The sequence below is a fragment of the Aureimonas ureilytica genome (genome assembly GCF_001475935.1).
GTDB classification, from domain to species: domain Bacteria; phylum Pseudomonadota; class Alphaproteobacteria; order Rhizobiales; family Rhizobiaceae; genus Aureimonas; species Aureimonas ureilytica_A.
In genome coordinates this window covers 111,998-128,386 of sequence record NZ_LDQA01000019.1, presented here as the reverse complement: position 1 = coordinate 128,386, position 16,389 = coordinate 111,998, and the positions used below count along the sequence as shown (strand labels likewise).

17 protein-coding genes are annotated in these 16,389 nt (G+C 66.6%); 9 read left to right on the top strand and 8 right to left on the bottom strand.

The genetic code is table 11. The annotated features are described in order from the left end of the window. Window positions 1-71 precede the first annotated feature (71 nt). The 9 genes from NS365_RS08085 (at window position 72) to NS365_RS08045 (ending at window position 7,831) form a co-directional block, all read left to right on the top strand. A complete protein-coding gene (locus NS365_RS08085) occupies window positions 72-956 on the top strand; it encodes an NAD(P)-dependent oxidoreductase (protein ID WP_058599771.1) in 885 nt (294 codons plus the stop codon). Beyond that, a complete protein-coding gene (locus NS365_RS08080; RefSeq protein ID WP_058599770.1) occupies window positions 956-1,717 on the top strand; it encodes an SDR family oxidoreductase in 762 nt (253 codons plus the stop codon). The genes NS365_RS08085 and NS365_RS08080 overlap by 1 nt, the downstream gene beginning before the upstream one ends. 229 nt (window positions 1,718-1,946) lie before the next feature. Continuing rightward, window positions 1,947-2,714 (top strand): SDR family oxidoreductase, encoded by a 768-nt coding sequence (locus NS365_RS08075; RefSeq protein WP_058599769.1) that lies wholly within the window; start codon window positions 1,947-1,949, stop codon window positions 2,712-2,714. Between the two features lie 272 nt (window positions 2,715-2,986). After that, window positions 2,987-3,778 carry a transporter substrate-binding domain-containing protein gene (locus NS365_RS08070; protein WP_244498401.1) on the top strand — a complete coding sequence of 264 codons (792 nt, stop codon included), beginning with the start codon at window positions 2,987-2,989 and terminating at the stop codon, window positions 3,776-3,778. Window positions 3,779-4,009: 231 nt separating this feature from the next. Further along, on the top strand, window positions 4,010-4,714 hold the full coding sequence (locus tag NS365_RS08065) for an amino acid ABC transporter permease (RefSeq protein ID WP_058599767.1): 705 nt from the start codon (window positions 4,010-4,012) through the stop codon (window positions 4,712-4,714). Next, a complete protein-coding gene (locus NS365_RS08060; RefSeq protein WP_058599766.1) occupies window positions 4,711-5,358 on the top strand; it encodes an amino acid ABC transporter permease in 648 nt (215 codons plus the stop codon). Before NS365_RS08065 ends, NS365_RS08060 begins: the two co-directional genes overlap by 4 nt. After that, complete coding sequence (locus NS365_RS08055; RefSeq protein ID WP_058599765.1) at window positions 5,351-6,082, top strand: amino acid ABC transporter ATP-binding protein; 732 nt, start codon at window positions 5,351-5,353, stop codon at window positions 6,080-6,082. The genes NS365_RS08060 and NS365_RS08055 overlap by 8 nt, the downstream gene beginning before the upstream one ends. 8 nt (window positions 6,083-6,090) lie before the next feature. Continuing rightward, window positions 6,091-7,026 (top strand): 2-hydroxyacid dehydrogenase, encoded by a 936-nt coding sequence (locus NS365_RS08050; protein WP_058599764.1) that lies wholly within the window; start codon window positions 6,091-6,093, stop codon window positions 7,024-7,026. A gap of 160 nt (window positions 7,027-7,186) precedes the next feature. Then, window positions 7,187-7,831 (top strand): hypothetical protein, encoded by a 645-nt coding sequence (locus NS365_RS08045; RefSeq protein WP_058599763.1) that lies wholly within the window; start codon window positions 7,187-7,189, stop codon window positions 7,829-7,831. A gap of 38 nt (window positions 7,832-7,869) precedes the next feature. Here NS365_RS08045 and NS365_RS08040 read toward each other — a convergent pair whose 3' ends face one another. The 8 genes from NS365_RS08040 to NS365_RS08005 all read right to left on the bottom strand — a co-directional run bounded on the left by NS365_RS08040 (window position 7,870) and on the right by NS365_RS08005 (window position 16,337). After that, the gene (locus NS365_RS08040; RefSeq protein ID WP_058599762.1) at window positions 7,870-8,826 is read right to left on the bottom strand and encodes a helix-turn-helix domain-containing protein; all 957 of its coding nucleotides are present in this window, start codon (window positions 8,824-8,826) and stop codon (window positions 7,870-7,872) included. A 351-nt stretch (window positions 8,827-9,177) separates the two neighbouring features. After that, window positions 9,178-9,966 carry a fatty acid desaturase gene (locus NS365_RS08035; protein ID WP_082675496.1) on the bottom strand — a complete coding sequence of 263 codons (789 nt, stop codon included), beginning with the start codon at window positions 9,964-9,966 and terminating at the stop codon, window positions 9,178-9,180. A 48-nt stretch (window positions 9,967-10,014) separates the two neighbouring features. Beyond that, complete coding sequence (locus tag NS365_RS24470) at window positions 10,015-10,182, bottom strand: hypothetical protein (RefSeq protein ID WP_193753414.1); 168 nt, start codon at window positions 10,180-10,182, stop codon at window positions 10,015-10,017. 344 nt (window positions 10,183-10,526) lie between these two features. Beyond that, window positions 10,527-10,733, bottom strand: a complete 207-nt coding sequence (locus NS365_RS08025) for a hypothetical protein (protein WP_058599760.1) — start codon at window positions 10,731-10,733, stop codon at window positions 10,527-10,529. 581 nt (window positions 10,734-11,314) lie between these two features. Beyond that, on the bottom strand, window positions 11,315-11,851 hold the full coding sequence (locus tag NS365_RS08020; RefSeq protein ID WP_058599759.1) for a sarcosine oxidase subunit gamma: 537 nt from the start codon (window positions 11,849-11,851) through the stop codon (window positions 11,315-11,317). Further along, the gene (locus NS365_RS08015; protein WP_058599758.1) at window positions 11,844-14,792 is read right to left on the bottom strand and encodes a sarcosine oxidase subunit alpha family protein; all 2,949 of its coding nucleotides are present in this window, start codon (window positions 14,790-14,792) and stop codon (window positions 11,844-11,846) included. The genes NS365_RS08020 and NS365_RS08015 overlap by 8 nt, the downstream gene beginning before the upstream one ends. Beyond that, window positions 14,789-15,079 (bottom strand): sarcosine oxidase subunit delta, encoded by a 291-nt coding sequence (locus tag NS365_RS08010; RefSeq protein ID WP_058599757.1) that lies wholly within the window; start codon window positions 15,077-15,079, stop codon window positions 14,789-14,791. Before NS365_RS08010 ends, NS365_RS08015 begins: the two co-directional genes overlap by 4 nt. Before the next feature lie 7 nt (window positions 15,080-15,086). After that, window positions 15,087-16,337, bottom strand: a complete 1,251-nt coding sequence (locus NS365_RS08005) for a sarcosine oxidase subunit beta family protein (RefSeq protein WP_058599756.1) — start codon at window positions 16,335-16,337, stop codon at window positions 15,087-15,089. Between the last annotated feature and the right edge of the window lie 52 nt (window positions 16,338-16,389).

The window sequence follows — 16,389 nt, the reverse complement described above, 5'->3', positions numbered from 1 at the left end:
GAGGTCGTGCCGCGCGGCACCACCGCCGCGCCGCGCCAGCGTTCGAACTCCACAATCTGAAAGAGACCATCATGAGCCAAACGCGGATCGGCATCGTCGGAGTGGGCGTGATGGGCAGCGCCATCGCGGGCCGCTTTCTCCAAACCGGGCACAGTGTCACCGTGCGCGACCGCGACGCGGAGAAGACCGCGCCGCTGGCCGCCAGGGGCGCGAGTGTCGCCGACAGCGCGGAGGCGCTGATGGAGGCCTCGGACGTCGTGATCCTCAGCCTCAACACGGCCGAGATCGTGGACGCCGTCGTGTTCGGCGCGGACGGCTTGGCCGCCCATGCGCGCGAGGGCGTGCTTCTGATCGACATGTCCTCCACCGACCCCAAGGCCACCGCCGCGATGGCTCAGCGCCTGCGCGCCGAGACCGGCATGGGCTGGGTGGACGCGCCCCTGTCGGGCGGCGCGCCGGCGGCCACGGAAGGGCGGTTGACGCTGATGATGGGCGGGGAGGCCGAAGAGGTGGAGCGCGCGAGGCACGTTCTCTCGGCGGTCGCCGCCAACATGACCCATATGGGGCCATCAGGCGCGGGGCAGACGACCAAGCTCATCAATCAGGTGCTCTGCGCTTGCAATTTCATGGCCGTAGCCGAAGCCACGCGCTTGGCCTTGGATGCCGGCGTCGATGCCGAGCGCATTCCTGCAGCGCTCGCGGGCGGGCGGGCCGACAGCCGCATCCTGCAGGAATTCATGGGCAAGATGGCGAGGTTCGACCTGACCCCGACCGGGCGCATCGACAACATGCTGAAGGATCTCGAAGCCACGCAGCGCTTCTCCATGGGCCTGCGCACGCCGATGCCGCTCACCAATCTCATCGCCGATCTACACCGCATGATGGTCGCCGCCGGCATCGGCCACGAGGACAGCGCGGCCTATATGAAACTCTTCGATTTCGGAAAGGCCCCCTGATGGCACAGGTCTCTCAACCGCGCGGTGTCGCCATCGTCACGGGCGCGGGCAGCGGCATCGGGCGCGCCTCGGCGCTGGCTCTGGCAGCGGAGGGCTGGCGCGTCGTCCTGGCCGGGCGGCGGCGCGAGGCGCTGGAGGAAACCGCCGCGCTGGCGGGCGGGCCCGAAACGCTGGTGGTGCCGACCGACGTGACCGTGGAAGGCGATGTCGCGGCCCTGTTCGACAGGGCAGTCGAAACGTTCGGGCGCGTCGATTTCGTGTTCAACAATGCCGGCACCAACACATCCGCCGTGCCGATCGATGAACTGCCCGTGGCGGAATGGACGCGCGTCGTCTCGGCCAATCTGACGGGCGTGTTTCTGTGTATGCGTGAGGCCTTCCGCGTCATGAAACGGCAGCAGCCGGGGGGCGGGCGCATCGTCAACAACGGCTCGATTTCCTCGCAGGTGCCCCGGCCCCATTCCGCGCCCTACACGGCCACCAAGCATGGCGTGAGCGGCCTCACCAAGTCCGGCTCGCTCGACGGGCGCGCGCATAACATCGCGGTCGGCCAGATCGACATCGGCAATGTCGCCTCCGACATGACGAGCCGCATGGGGGGAGGCGTGCTCCAAGCCCATGGCGGCATCGCGCCCGAGCCGGTCATGGCGATGGAGAATGTCGCGCGCAGCATCGTCCTCATGGCCTCGCTCCCGCCGCAAGCCAATGTCTTCCAGATGACGGTGATGGCCTCCGACATGCCCTTCGTCGGGCGCGGCTGATGTTTCGAGCGGCTGATGTTTCGAAGCGAAACAGAGGAGAGTTTCGCTCCGAGGGGGGCGCACCACCGATCTCTTCGGCGCGCACACGGTCCCCTGGCTCGACCGCGAGGGCGTCTGCCATCACGGCGGGCCGCAGGCCTAAATCACGGCAGAACGATCACGCTCGCGTGAGTCCGCTTGCGGTGTTATCGGTATCATGTACATTGAATCGGCATGGGAAGGGGGAATCATGTCCCTGAAGCTTTTCGATCTCTCCGGCCGCACGGCCCTCGTCACGGGCTCGGGCCAGGGCATCGGCTATTCGCTCGCCGAAGGGCTCGGCCGCGCGGGGGCGCGCGTCGTGCTGAACGGGCGCGACGGCGCGAAGCTCGACGCGGCGGCCGAGCGCCTGCGCGCTGAGGGCATCGCGGTCGAAACGAGCGTCTTCGATGTGACCGATCACGCCGCCGTCAAGGCCGGGGTCGATCGCATCGAGGCCGAGATCGGGCCGATCGACATTCTCGTCAACAATGCCGGCATCCAGCGCCGCGCGCCGCTGGAGGACTACCCGGCCGAAACCTGGTCCGAGATCATGCGGGCCAATGTGGACTCGGTCTTCTTCGTCGGACAGGCGGTGGCGAAGCACATGATCGCCCGCAAGCGCGGGCGCATCATCAACATCGCCAGCCTTCAAGCGCAGGCCGCGCGCTATTCCATCGCGCCCTACACCGCCACCAAGGGCGCGGTGCTCAACCTCACCAAGGGCATGTGTACCGACTGGGCGCGCCACGGGCTGCAGATCAACGCGATCGGCCCCGGCTATTTCGAAACGCCGCTGAACCAGGCGCTGGTGGACGATCCGAAGTTCACCGAATGGCTCAAGATCCGAACGCCGACGGGTCGCTGGGGCAAGGTGGAGGAGTTGCAGGGCGCCTGCATCTTCCTCGCCTCCGACGCCGCCACCTTCGTCAACGGGCAGATCGTCTATGTCGATGGCGGGGTGCTCGCCACGCTTTAGGAGACTATTTCGAACGTTCGCCGGGTCGGATCGGCGGTGCTTTTCGTCCGTGCCTTCGTTGCCCATGTCAGCCGATGCCGACCGCGCATCGACTGCGTTTGGCGCCTTGGCTTGAAGCGAAAATCTTGTCGCCGATCCTCCGCCGGGACCTTCCGAAACAGTCTCTGACACTTCGTGCGCCGGGCCGCTGGGAGGCCGCCCGGTCGCATTCGATCCTTTCTCGAAATGCCATGGGAGGCATGGGTATGACCAACACGACACGACGCGCCGTGATGAAGGCCGCTTTCCTCGGATCGCTCGCCGTGGCCACTCTGACGGCGGCGATGCCGGGTTCGGCCGAGGCCGTGACGCTCGCCGACATTCAGGGGCGCGGCACGGTGAAGATCGGCGTTCTGACCGGCGCTCCGCCCATGGGCATGATCGACGAGCGCGGCAATCCAAGCGGCTATGACGTGGATGTCGCCAACCAGATCGGCCAATATCTTGGAATGCCGGTCGAGCTGGTGCCGCTGACGCCGCCCGCGCGCATTCCCGCGCTCCAGACGGGGCAGGTGGACTTCCTCGTCGCGACCCTCGCGCCGACGGGCGAGCGCGCCAAATCCGTCATGTTCACCTCGCCCTATTCGGCCTTCAACATGGTGATCGTGTCCGGCCCGAACGAGAAGTTCGAAAGCCTCGACCAGCTGAAGGGCAAGCGCGTCGCGGTCAATCGCGGCTCCTCGCAGGAAACGGCTCTGCGCCGCGCCAATGTGGAAGGGCTGGAGATCGTCGTCTTCGAGGACGATTCCACCTCCGCCCAGGCCCTCGTCGCGGGGCAGGTGGACGCGACGGCGCTGCCCTCCACGGTCGCTCTAGGGCTCCTGCGGCAGGCTCCGCAGGCGGGCTTGCAGATCGGCTTCACCTTCTTCCGCCAAGGCAATTCCATGGCGGTGCAGCCGGGCGATTTCGAGCTGCTGCAATATCTCAACACCTCGATCTACTTGATGAAGGTCTCCGGTGAACTCGACAAGATCGCCGTGAAATGGACCGGCGACCCGCTGCCGCCTACGCTCCCGGCATTCTGAGAGATTCTTTCGGAAGCTCCCGGCGGAGGATCGGCGACAAGATTTCCGGTTCGAGCCAAGGCGCCAAACGCAGTCGATGCCGGCGGCATCGGCTGACATTGGCAACGAAGGCACGGACGAAAAGCGCCGGCGAGCCGACCCGGAGAACTTTCGAAACAGTCTCTAGAGCGAGCCCGGCGCCGGCTCGCATCCAAGCCGGCGCCCCCTGTCCTTCGCGCGGGGTTTTGTCCCATGAATTACACGTTCCAGTTCGGCGTGCTGGCTCAGTACCAGAGCCAGCTTCTGGCGGGCCTGTGGCTGACCGTCCAGATTTCCGCCTTTGCCATCATCTGCGGCACTTCCTTCGGCATTCTCTTCGCCTCGCTGCGCTCGGTCGCGGGGCGGCCTGTGCGCATCCTGATCGACGCCTATGTCGAGCTGATCCGCAACACGCCCTTTCTGGTGCAGCTCTTCATCATCTATTTCGGCCTGCCCGCCGGGGGCGTGCGCGTCAGCGCCATCACGGCAGCGCTGATCGGGGTGACGATCAATCTCGCGGCCTATTCCACCGAGATCATCCGCGCCGGCATCGAGGCCGTCCATAAGAGCCAGATCGAGGCGGGCGAGGCGCTGGGCTTCACGCAATTCCAGATCTTCCGCTATGTCATCCTCATCCCCGCGCTTCAGAAGGTCTATCCGGCTCTCTCGTCGCAATTCGTGCTGATGATGCTCGCGACCTCGATCTGTTCGGCCATTTCGGTGAACGAGCTGACGGCGGCGGCCTCCTTCGTCCAGTCGCAGAGCTACCGCTCCTTCGAGGTCTATCTGGCGGTGACCGCGCTCTATCTCGTGCTCGCCCTCATCCTGCGCGGCATCCTCGCCCTTGTCGGGCTCTGGCTCTTTGGCCGGCGAACGGCGCGGCGCGCGCTTAAGCCCGTGGTGGAGGCATCGGCATGATCTTCCGCTCATTCGGTCCGTCCGAATTCCTGTTCCTGATCGAATCCCTCCAGTGGACGCTGATCCTGACGGCTCTGGCGCTCGCGGGCGGCGGCTTGGTCGGCTTCTTCCTGGCGCTCGCCAGAGCCTCGACGCTGCGCTGGCTGCGCTTTCTGTCGGGGCTTTATATTCAGGTCATCCAGGGCATTCCCGTTCTGATGATCCTGTTCCTGTCCTTCTACGGACTGGCGCTGCTCGGCTTCCGCCTGCCGCCACTGATCGCCGCCGGCATTTCCATGACGGTCTATGCCTCGGCCTACTTGGGCGAAATCTGGCGCGGCTCGATCCAGTCCGTCGCCAAGCAGCAATGGGAAGCCTCCGAGTCGCTCGCCATGACGCGGGTCCAGCAATATCGCTATGTGATTCTGCCGCAGGCCGTGCGCCTGTCCTTGCCCTCCACGGTCGGCTTCGCCGTGCAGGTGGTCAAGAACACCTCGATCGCCTCGCTGATCGGCTTCGTGGAGCTGGCCCGCGCCGGGCAGCTCGTCAACAACGCGACCTTCCAGCCCTTCCGGGTCTTCCTGGTGGTCGCCGCGCTTTACTTCATCGTCTGTTATCCGCTGTCGCTCCTGTCCCGGCGGCTGGAAAGGAGGTTCCATGCCTGAGGTCGCCATTCGGGACGTGCGCAAGAGCTTCGGCGCGGTGGAGGTGCTGAAGGGCATCAATCTGGAGGTCGGGCGCGGCGAGGTCACGGCGCTGATCGGGCGCTCGGGCTCGGGCAAGTCCACGCTGCTTCGCTGCGTCAACGGGCTGGAAAAGATCAATGCCGGCTCCATCGAGATCGCCGGGCACACGGTTGGCACCGACAAATCCGCCTTGCGCGCCCTGCGCCGCGATGTCGGCATCGTCTTCCAGAGCTACAATCTCTTTCCGCACCTCAGCGTCGGCCAGAACATCATGCTGGCACCGCGCATCGTGAAGGATGTGGCCAAAGGCGAAAGCCGCGCCACCGCCGAGGAGGTGCTGGCTCTCGTCGGCCTGTCCGAGAAGTTCGACGCCTACCCGGACGAATTGTCGGGCGGCCAGCAGCAGCGCGTCGCCATCGCGCGCTCGCTCGCCATGCGGCCCAAGGTCATGCTTTTCGACGAAGTGACCTCGGCGCTCGACCCCGAGCTGACGGGAGAGGTGCTGGCCGTCATGGAGCAGCTGGCGCGCGGCGGCATGACCATGCTCCTCGTGACGCATGAGATGGGCTTTGCCCGGCGCGTCGCCAACACGACCGTCTTCATGCACCAGGGCCGCATCCACGAGGCCGGCCCCTCGCGCGAGCTTTTCGAGAACCCCAAGACCCCCGAACTGGCGCAGTTCGTGCGCTCCGACGTGAAGTGAGCCCTTCCATGACCGCCAACATCCTGCAACTCTGCCCGCTCATGCCCGCGCTGGAAAAGGCGCTGAACGAGCGCTTCACCGTCCACCGCTTCTTCGAGGCCGGTGATCCCGATGAGTTTCTGGCCGAGCACGCCGAGCGCCTGCGCGGCGTCGTCACCGGCGGGCATATCGGCATTCCGGCCGAGCTTGCCGCCCGGCTGCCGGCGCTCGAAATCGTCGCGATCAACGGCGTCGGCTTCGACAAGGTTGACCTCGCCGAGGCCAAGCGGCGCGGGGTGCGCGTGTCCAACACGCCCGATGTTCTGACCGAGGATGTCGCCGACCTGGCCATCGGCCTGATCGTCTCGGCGCTCCGCCAGATCCCGCGCGGGCATGAGCATGTGCGCGCCGGGCGCTGGCCGTCCGGCGACCTGGCGCTGGGCTCCAAGGTCTCGCGCCGCAGATACGGCATTTTCGGCTTTGGCCGGATCGGGCAGGCCATCGCGCGCCGGCTGGAGGGCTTCGACGCCGAGATCGCCTATGCCAGCCGCAGCGCGGTGGACACGCCCTATCCCCGCTTCGACAGCGTGGCGGACCTCGCGGAGTGGGCCGATGTGCTCGTCGTCGCCGCGTCCGCCTCGCCCGAGACGCGCAATATCATCGACGCGCAGGTCTTGGACGCACTCGGCCCCAAGGGCGTCCTCGTCAACGTCGCGCGCGGCTCGCTGGTGGACGAGTCCGCGCTTCTGGACGCGTTGGAGCAGGGCCGCATCGCGGGCGCTGCGCTCGATGTCTTCGCCGACGAGCCGCGCGTGCCCGAGCGCTTCTTCACCCTGTCGAACGTCGTGCTCACCCCCCACATGGCGAGCGCCACGCACGAAACGCGCCAAGCCATGGCCGATCTCGTGCTCGCCAATCTCGACGCGCATTTCGCAGGGCGCGAGATGCCGACTGCGCTCGTCTGACGACGGCCGGGCCGGGGGCAGGCGACGGGGCGGCCCTGACGGACCGGCTGTCTGTCTCCTTGGCAAACCGGCCCCGAGCTTGTGAGACGCTGAACCAAAAACTCTGGGACGCTCCCCCAACGGGAGATGATACTCTTCGCGCAACGTGCGAGGGAACGACATGATCAATCCTGGAATGGGCTCCCATCATTTCTTCGATGATAAGTATATCAAGACATCGCAAAGAGCGGGTTTCAAGAAATACCGGGTCGTGACGGTTCCCAAGGGAACTCTTCTCTTCAAAATGACCGCCGGTGTGGCGGCGGCCGGCGACGATGGCGGGGTGACGCCCTGGTGGTCGGCCGTGAAGCCGTTTCTGGACGACAAGGAGGGCGCGCTCGGCCGGTTTCAGCAGGCCAAGAGCCGCAAAATGGATATGTCGGCCATGGTGCGGCTTATGTCCTGCGTCTGCCTCGACTGGAACGATCTCGACAATTACGTGCAGGTCGAACTTCTGGACGATGCGCGCGTCTTCTGGGGCACGTTCGCGCCCATGCCGAAATTCAGCCAGACGATCTACACGCCGGGTTGGGGCGACGACAAGAACACATTCACCGGCGCGAACGTGCTCGCGCGCGTCAAGAAGATGAACCAGAAGGAAGCGCTGGCCGGCTTCAAGGTGCCCAATATGCTGGGCGAAGGCGAGGCCTGGCAGATGTTCATTCCGAACCTGCGCGAACAGCACATCAAGCGGTCCTCCGTCCTGTCCGGGCACGATATGGGCGTCCTGGCGCAGGCGCTGGGTCTGGTGGATCGCCCTGCTTGATCCGCGACCGATTGGCGCCTGATCCGCGCGGGCGCGGATCAGTCCTCGCGCTTTCGGCTCGTACTCGCCTGATGACGCCATTCGCGAGCGCTGCATCCGTAGGCGGCGCGGAACGCACTGCTGAACGTGTCGCTCCGCGTGAAGCCGACACTATAGGCGATCTCGGCAATCAGGCGTCGGTCGTGAGGGTCCTGCAAGGCGGCGGCCGCCTTTCGCAGGCGCAGAGCCATCAAGGCCGCCGCGATCCCGTTCGTGTCCTTGAAAGCGCGATACAAGGTGGCGCGGGAAACGCGCGCCAGCGTCGCGATCCGCTCCACATCGAGATCGGGGTCGCGGTAGCGTTGTTCGAGAATCCAGCGGATTTCCGTCCAGAGTCGCCGTTTGGCCGCATCCTCGGACAGGGTGCAAATCTCCGACTGACCCAGACACGACAGGAACGTCCCGGTCAGCCGCTCACCAATGGCGAGGCCAGCCTCGTCATCCATCGCCCCAAGATGGTCGAGCTCGTGGAGCACCTGACGCACCAGCGGTTCGGCGTCGCGGCCCGTCAGCACGAGGCCGTGCAGCGTCTCGACGCGCGGCACCAGACTCTCGATCGTCGCGCGGCGGAAGCTCAAGCTGATGACGCGGGCATTGGTGAAGGACTGGCTGAAGGGAAGGCTCATATCGCCGATCAGGACGCTTCTCGCCGCACCCCGGAAAGGCGAAACGGCCGTTTCGCCGTGGAAGCGCCCTTCGAGGACGAGCGCCAGGGTGACGACATCGAAGCCATCGGCCTGAATCATCGGGTCGGTGCGCACGTAATTCTGGCCCGCCATGCGCGTGTCCGTGAACTCAAGTAGTCCAAGATGAAACGTTCGCGAATGAGAGTAGAACTCGCCGGCTGGTCGGTCGGTTCGGAGAATATGGGCGTAGCTCGGCCAGGGCCGTTCCCGCCAGGCCTCGTAGCGTTCCTTGGGCCTGACGCTGTTGGTCGTGAAATCGATGGAACGCATCAAGGCCGATCGAGGAACAGGGTTGAAGATGTGCGATCCGCCAGATGGGGGCCGCGAATCGTACATATCAATAGATCTCGATCAATCCGAAGACTGGTCTTGGATCAAGCGCCACGCGTCGTTATTTTCGCGCGGATGGGAAAGACCGACGGCTTCCAAATGATCCGGGCTTGTCTGCGTTCCCGAGCGTAGAAAATCTACGACGGCCGTTTGGGAAGGTGCGGGTTTTCTTGGCTGGCTAACGGTCTTGCCAAACGCATCTGTGCCCGCTCTGAGCACACGCCAAATTGGGGAGGAGCCAGAGGACGACGCACCGGGCCGCCGCGCGAACAGCCCGTCGTCAGGGTCTCTCTACGTCCCTTGCCGCCGCTGCGACGGCAGCGCCCACCAAGGCACCCAAGGCTGTGTGTGGTGCTCGTGATGGTATCCGAAATGGAAGCAGGAGAAGAGCGAGGCGAGATAGCCGAACTCGTTGGACCGCGCATTGTGCCGGTCCACGAAGCCGCTTTCTTCATGCCGATGCGGGCGAAAGGTGCCGAAATAGAAAAGCTGGAGCGAGGAGAGAAGCGACGGCATTCCGTAGAACAGCACCACATTCGTGACCGGCGCGCCCAGCACGAGAATGTAGATCGTGACGACGGTGCTGACGAAGAGGATCGAGCGCCGCCCGAAATAGCGCGCGAAGAAGGTTCGGAACCAGGGCCAGAAGCGCTCCGGCTCATCGACGCAGAAATCCGGGTCGTCGGCGGTGCCGGGCGCGTCGTGATGGGCCATATGCGCGCCGCGGATCTTGGCCCAGGCAAAGCCCGCATAGATCGTCAGGATGAAGGCGCCGATCGCTGCGTTGAGCCGGGGCCAGCCCGGAACGAGCGAACCATGCATGGCGTCATGGGCCACGATGAAGAGCCCGACCGTCAACCAGCATTGCACGGCGATGATGAGGGGAACCAGCGGCGCCGTCCGCCAGCCGAGGTCGAGAAAGAACACGGCGGCGATATGAATCGACATCCACGAGACGAAGACGCAGGCCGCAAGGCCAAGGCCGATCACGCCCTGAAACGGGCGCAGCACCGGGCGCGAGGATTCGCTCGGGCGTGGCAGCGATCGCGCGGCAGCAGCGGGGACGTGGAGATCGGTCATGGGTTGGAACTTAACAGGATCATGCGCCCGGGAAACCCGTGTGCGTCGTTATGCCAAGGCATGCAGGAACACGCGGTCATCGCCCTTCGGCTGGATGCCGTCGGTCTCGACCATGACGCCGGGGACATAGCACACGATCTCCCTCACGCTCCGGGCGCTCTGTGCCTTGGTCTGCTGGCGCAGCGCGATAGAAACGGACTGCCGCGTCTCGACCAAGGAAGCGCTTGTCTCGGATGATGGCCAAGGAGAATGTTGCGACGGAGCGGGACCCTCCGCCTCGTTGCTGCCGCTCGCGCCCGTCACGTTGTCGAGGAAGACGGACCCGTCGGGGGCCGAGCGGATCGAGTTGGAGGAACTCGAATGGTAATGCGCCGCCCTCCAATGCGTTAGACCGGAATCGGCGAAAATGCGCATCAGCGTGCCATGCCGCGTCAGTGGCACACGGCGCGCCCGGCGATGGGCGTTAGCGCACGAGATCGGCTCCCAAGGACAATGCAGGCAGGAGGCCTGCAAAGTGCGCATCAGCGCATCGGACACGGATCGGGGTGCGTTGCTGGAGCTCAAGCAGCCCGTTTGGGTGATGCTAGCTTGAACGACGAGCCGGCATTGAAGCGCAGGGGCGCGCACGCGGGAATGCCCCGCGCCTGAGTGGCATCCACGATGTGGTCGCTTCCGGCCAGCTTGCGGCGCACGTCGTTCGCGGCTTGAAAGACCAGCATGGGCTTGGTGATCCGGTCCACAGTATGGATTGAGGTGCCCTCGACCATGCGCTTGCCTCCCTCCTGCGTCCTCGGATTTCAATAGCAGCAATACATAAACTCGGCAAAGCCGGCCCAGCAGGGCGGAACCGTTTCAAGCAACGTCTGGATGTTGGCGATACCAACCACAGGCACAGCGCAAAAGAAAACATCGAGCGTGACGATCGCTCCCACGAAAGCCGAATAGCCTCATGGGATTCGCCGAAGATCGCAACGCCTTCTGCCCGACGCGGGCCTCGTTCTGGAATCACAGCTCACTTTGGCTGCTGGAATGGGCTGCACGGGCCGTCTTCACACCCAGCATTCGCTGCGCCGTGTGCCGTCGCCGTTCTTTCTTGGCCACGCGCCGACGCTTTTGAGGGCTCGTAACGTCCGTCCTGATCGTCAAACCATTTGGGAAAACCTTGGTTGTGTCAGCCCGTCAGCCCGTCAGCGCGGCGGTGTCCGAGGTCGAGGTCATGCGCATGCTTCGGAAGAGACGATGGTCGGCAGCCTCGTCGCAGGGTCGAAGGCTCGAGACATCAGACGTCCGTCTCGCGCGTTCATCGCCTGGAAATCGGAACGGAACAGAATCGTCGCCGTCCGATCGGCTATTGGCAGCAGGCTCCTGTCACCAATTCGTGCCAGAGGCTTTCGGCGAAGCCGCGCAGGACGATCAGCTCGAAACGCTCCGGCGCGAGGCAGGTGAGGTGGATGCCGATATGGCCGAAGAGCGTCGCGGCCGAGGTGCCCGGCGTGAAGGCCGTCTCGTGGAGATCGACCCCCGTTCCCCGCGCCAGAGCGCTGCGCGCGCGCCGCCCTTCGAGCGACAGGCGCACGCGCCCATGGCTCTGGTCGCTCAGCGCCAACGAGGCACCGGCCTGAGTGGTATGTCGCGCCCATTCGCCGGGGCGCAGCGGCTCGGAGCCGAGCACGAACCATTGGCCGGGCGCATAGGGGCGCACCGCATGAGGGCTGCCGTCCCCCAGCGCCGTGAGGAGAGGTTCGAGCGAGGCCGCGTCCGCGCCGGGGCGGGCGAGCGCATGGAGCAGCCGGCCCTGCGGCAGCGCAGCGAGCGTCAGGCTCCCGTCCGGCGCACGTAGCGGCGGATAGGGCAGGGCGGGCGAGAGGGGCAGCGCCTCAGGCATGGAGCCTCCTGTTATCGGGATCGACGAAGCACGGGGCGCAGAGGCGGGCGGGCGTGAACTCGCCCGCGAGCCCATTCCAGACCAGCACCTCTTCGCCATGCCGCTCCGCGCCGCCCGCCACCAGCGCGAGGCCGATCGTGGAGCCGATATGGGGCGAGAAGCAGGAGGAGGTGACGTAGCCCTGATCGTTTTCGAGCGTGGCGTCCGCGCCTTTCTTATGGATATGCGAGCCCGTCCTGAAGCTCGTGGCGGGGTCGAGCGGCTGAACGCCGACCAGCGCCGGGCGGCCGGGCGCGGTCAGGCCCTCGCGCTCCAGCATGTGCTTGCCGACGAAATCGGGTTTGGTGCGCGAGACTATGCGCCCCATGCCGAGATCGGCTGCTGTCACCGTGCCATTGATCTCCGCATGGGTGACATGGCCCTTTTCGATGCGGAGCACGCCGAGCGCTTCCGCGCCATAGGGGCAGATGCCGTGCGGCGCGCCGGCCGCCATCAGCGCGTCGGCCACCGCCTCGCCATAGCCGGCGGGCACGGCGATCTCATAGGCGAGTTCGCCCGAGAAGGAGATGCGGAAGAGCCGGCCTTCCAGCCGCCCGCCGAAGAGCGTGACGGCCCGCGCGGCCATGAAGGGCACGGCCTCGTCGGACAGGTCGCCATCCACGACCTGCGACAGGATGTCCCGCGCGCGCGGGCCGGCCAGCGCCATCTGCGCCCATTGGTCGGTGGAGGAAGCCAGCCGCACGTCCAGTTCGGGCCAGACGGTCTGGGCGTAGAATTCGAGATGGGCGAGCACGCCGGCGGCGAGCGCCGTCGTGGTGGTCATGACGAAATGATCCTCGGCGAGCCGGCTCGTCGTGCCGTCATCGTAGATCATTCCGTCCTCGCGCAGCATGACGCCGTAGCGCGCGCGCCCGACGGGCAGCTTGGCGAAGCCGTTGCAATAGATGCGGTCGAGGAAGGTGGCGGCGTCCGCGCCGAAGATTTCGATCTTGCCGAGCGTCGAGACGTCGCAAAGCCCCGCCGCCTCGCGCACGGTGCGCGCCTCGCGGTCGACGCTCTCGCGCCAATGCGTCTCGCCCGCGCGGGGGAACCAGGCCGAGCGATACCAGAGCCCGGTTTCCACGAAACGCGCGCCGTTCCGCTCGGCCCAGCCATGGAGCGGCGAGCGGCGCACGGGCTGGAAGTCGCGCCCCTTGGCCACCCCGGTCAGCGCGCCGAAGGAGACGGGCGTGTAGAAGGGGCGGAAGGTCGTGGTGCCGACCTCGGCGGGCGAAAGGCCCCGCGCCTCGGCCAGAATGCCGATGGCGTTCACATTGGACAGCTTGCCCTGATCGGTCGCCATGCCGTTGGTCGTGTAGCGCTTGGCGAGTTCCACATGGGCGAAGCCCTCGCGCACGGCGAGGCCGAGATCGGCCAGATGCACGTCGTTCTGATAGTCCACGAAGGCCTTGCCCTTCGGCGCGGCGATGCGCCAGACCGGCTTGGCGGGTGCGCCGGACAGATCGCCCTCGACCGGGCCGAAGCGGGCGGGCGGAGCCGCGATGCCCCAGTCCGTGAGCGCGGCCGACGCGGCGCGTGCGCCTTCATCCAGGCATTCGGCCAGCGTCATCGCTCCATTGGCCGAGCCGGCCAGCGACAAGGGGCCGAGAGCCTCGGGTGCCAGAAAGGCCGAATGCGCTTCGCTCCAGCGCGGCTTGCCGCCCCGGTGGCAGGCGAGGTGAATGCGCGGGCTGAAGCCGCCGGACATGGCGAGCGCGTCGGCCTCGATGGTCCGCTCTTCGCCGCTCGGAAGACGAAGCGTGACGGCGCGCAGGCGCTTGCCGCCCGAGGCGCCCGCCACGACCGCGCCGGGGAAGAAGGGCGCGGAAAGGCCGGGATCGGTTGCCTCGGCGCGCGTGTCGATGACCGCCGCGAGGCCTACGCCCGCCGCCTCCAGCGCGCGCGCCGCGTGAGCGCCGGCGTCGGACTGGGCGAAGACCGCGACCCGGCTGCCCACCGCGACGCCGTGGCGGCGGGCATAGGCGAGGGCGGCATCGGCCGTCATGACGCCGGGCACATCGTTGCCGCCGAACACGAGCGGGCGCTCTTCCGCGCCGGTGGCGAGGATCGCGCGCCGCGCCGCGATGCGCCACAGGCGTTCGGGCATAGGCGAGCCGGGCGGCAGACGCTCCACTGCGCCGAACACCATGTCGTCATACCAGCCGAAGGCCGTGGTGCGCGGGAGAACGCGCACATGCGGCATATCGGCGAGTTCGCGCAGCGCCGCGTCGGCAAAGGCGTCGGCCGTCTCGGCTCCGATCCGCCGCCCGGTATCGCCGAGGAGCGAGCCGCCGGCTTGCGGATTCTCGTCCAGAAGGATCGCGCGCGTTCCCGCTCGGCCCGCCGTCAGCGCGGCGGCGAGACCCGCCGGTCCCGCGCCGACGATCAGGAGGTCGCAATGCGCCCAGAGCTTTTCGTAAGCGTCCGGGTCGGCCTCGTGGCTCGCCCTGCCGAGGCCCGCCGCGCGGCGGATCAGCGGCTCGTAGACCTTTTCCCAGAAGGGCGCGGGCCACATGAAGGTCTTGTAGTAGAAGCCCGCCGAAAGAAAGGGCGACAGGAGCCCGTTCACCGCGCCAATGTCGAAATCGAGCGAGGGCCAGCGGTTCTGGCTGGTGGCGGCGAGCCCTTCGCTCAGTTCCACCATGGTGGCGCGGGTGTTGGCCTGCCGCCGGCCGCCGGAGCCGATCGTCACCAGCGCGTTGGGCTCGGCCGCGCCCGCCGTGACCGGGCCGCGCGGGCGGTGATATTTGAACGAGCGGCCCATCAGCAGCCGGTCATTGGCAATCAGCGCCGAGGCCAGCGTGTCGCCGGGATGGCCCTGATAGGCGCGCCCGTCGAAGGTGAAGGCGATCTGGCGCGAGCGGTCGATCCGCCCACCCTGGGGAAGCCGGCTGGCGCTCATCGCTCGCTCTCCTTGGCCGGGGCCGCAAGACGCAGCGAGGCGGCGTCCTCGACGCTCGATGTCTCGTGGGTCGCCGTGTCGCGCGTCACCACCAGCCAGCGACGGCAGCCGCTCGCATGGTGCCAATATTCGCGATAGGTCCCGCGCGGGTTCTCGCGCAGATAGACATGGGCGTACCACGCCTCTTCGCCGGCCTCGGGGACCGGGCGGGGGAGGGCCGCGCCGCGAACGGTGAACTCTTCCCTCGGCCTTGCCCCGCAATGGGGGCAGCGGATCAGACTGGCCATGATGTCCTCAGTGAAGGTTCGGCTGGGCGCCCTGGCCCTTTTCGTCGATCGCATAGCCGCGCCGGAACCGATCCAGCCGGAAGGCGCGCGCCGTTTCGTGCGGCTCGCCCTTGGCGATCAGATGCGCGAAGCAGAAGCCGGAGGCGGGCGTCGCCTTGAAGCCGCCATAGCACCAGCCGGCGTTGAGATAGAGATTGTCGATAGGGGTGCGGTCGATGATGGGCGAGCCGTCCATCGACATGTCCATGACGCCGCCCCAGGAGCGGAGCATCCGCACGCGCGACAGGGCCGGAATCATCGCGACGCCGGCTTCCGCCACATGCTCGACGGTGGCGAGATTGCCGCGCTGGGCGTAGGAATTGTAGCCGTCGATATCGCCGCCGAAGACAAGCCCGCCCTTGTCGGACTGCGACACGTAGAAATGGCCCGCGCCGAAGGTCACGACGCCGTCGATGAAAGGTTTCAGCCCTTCCGACACGAAGGCCTGGAGCACATGGCTTTCCAGCGGCAGCACCATGTCCACCATGGCGGCGGTGCGCGAGGAATGCCCGGCGGTGGCGAGCGCCAGCTTGCCCGCGCCGATGAAGCCCTTGCTCGTCTCGACGCCGGTCACGCGCCCGTTCTCGCGCCGGATGCCGGTCACCTCGCAGTTCTGGATGACATCGACGCCCAGCGTGTCGGCCCCGCGCGCATAGCCCCAGGCGACCGCATCGTGGCGCACCGTGCCGCCGCGCGGCTGGTGGAGCCCGCCCTTGATGGGAAAGCGCGCATTGTCGAAGCCCAGAAACGGCAACTTGGCGCGCACGGCGTCCGCGTCCAGAAGCTCGGCATCGACGCCGTGCAGGCGCATGGCGTTGCCGCGCCTCGTATAGGCGTCGCGCTGCGCGTCGGAATGGAAGAGGTTGAGCACGCCGCGCTGCGAGACCATGGCGTTGTAGTTGAAGTCCTGCTCCAGCCCTTCCCAGAGCTTCATCGACAATTCGTAGAACGGGTTGTTGCCGGGCAGGAGATAGTTCGAGCGGATGATCGTGGTGTTGCGCCCGATATTGCCCGAGCCGAGCCAGCCCTTTTCCAGCACCGCGACATTGCGGATGCCGAAGGTCTTGGCGAGGTAATAGGCGGTCGCGAGCCCATGCCCGCCGCCGCCCACGATCACCACGTCATACCGGGGCTGGGGTGCGGGGTCGCGCCAGGCGGGCGTCCAGCGCGTGTTGCCGCGAAGGCCGTTCAGGAAGACGGAAAGGGCGGAATAGCGCATGGGCGGCCCCGGCAATGGCTGACGGGTGGGAGAGTGCCAGCGCAGGAGGCGG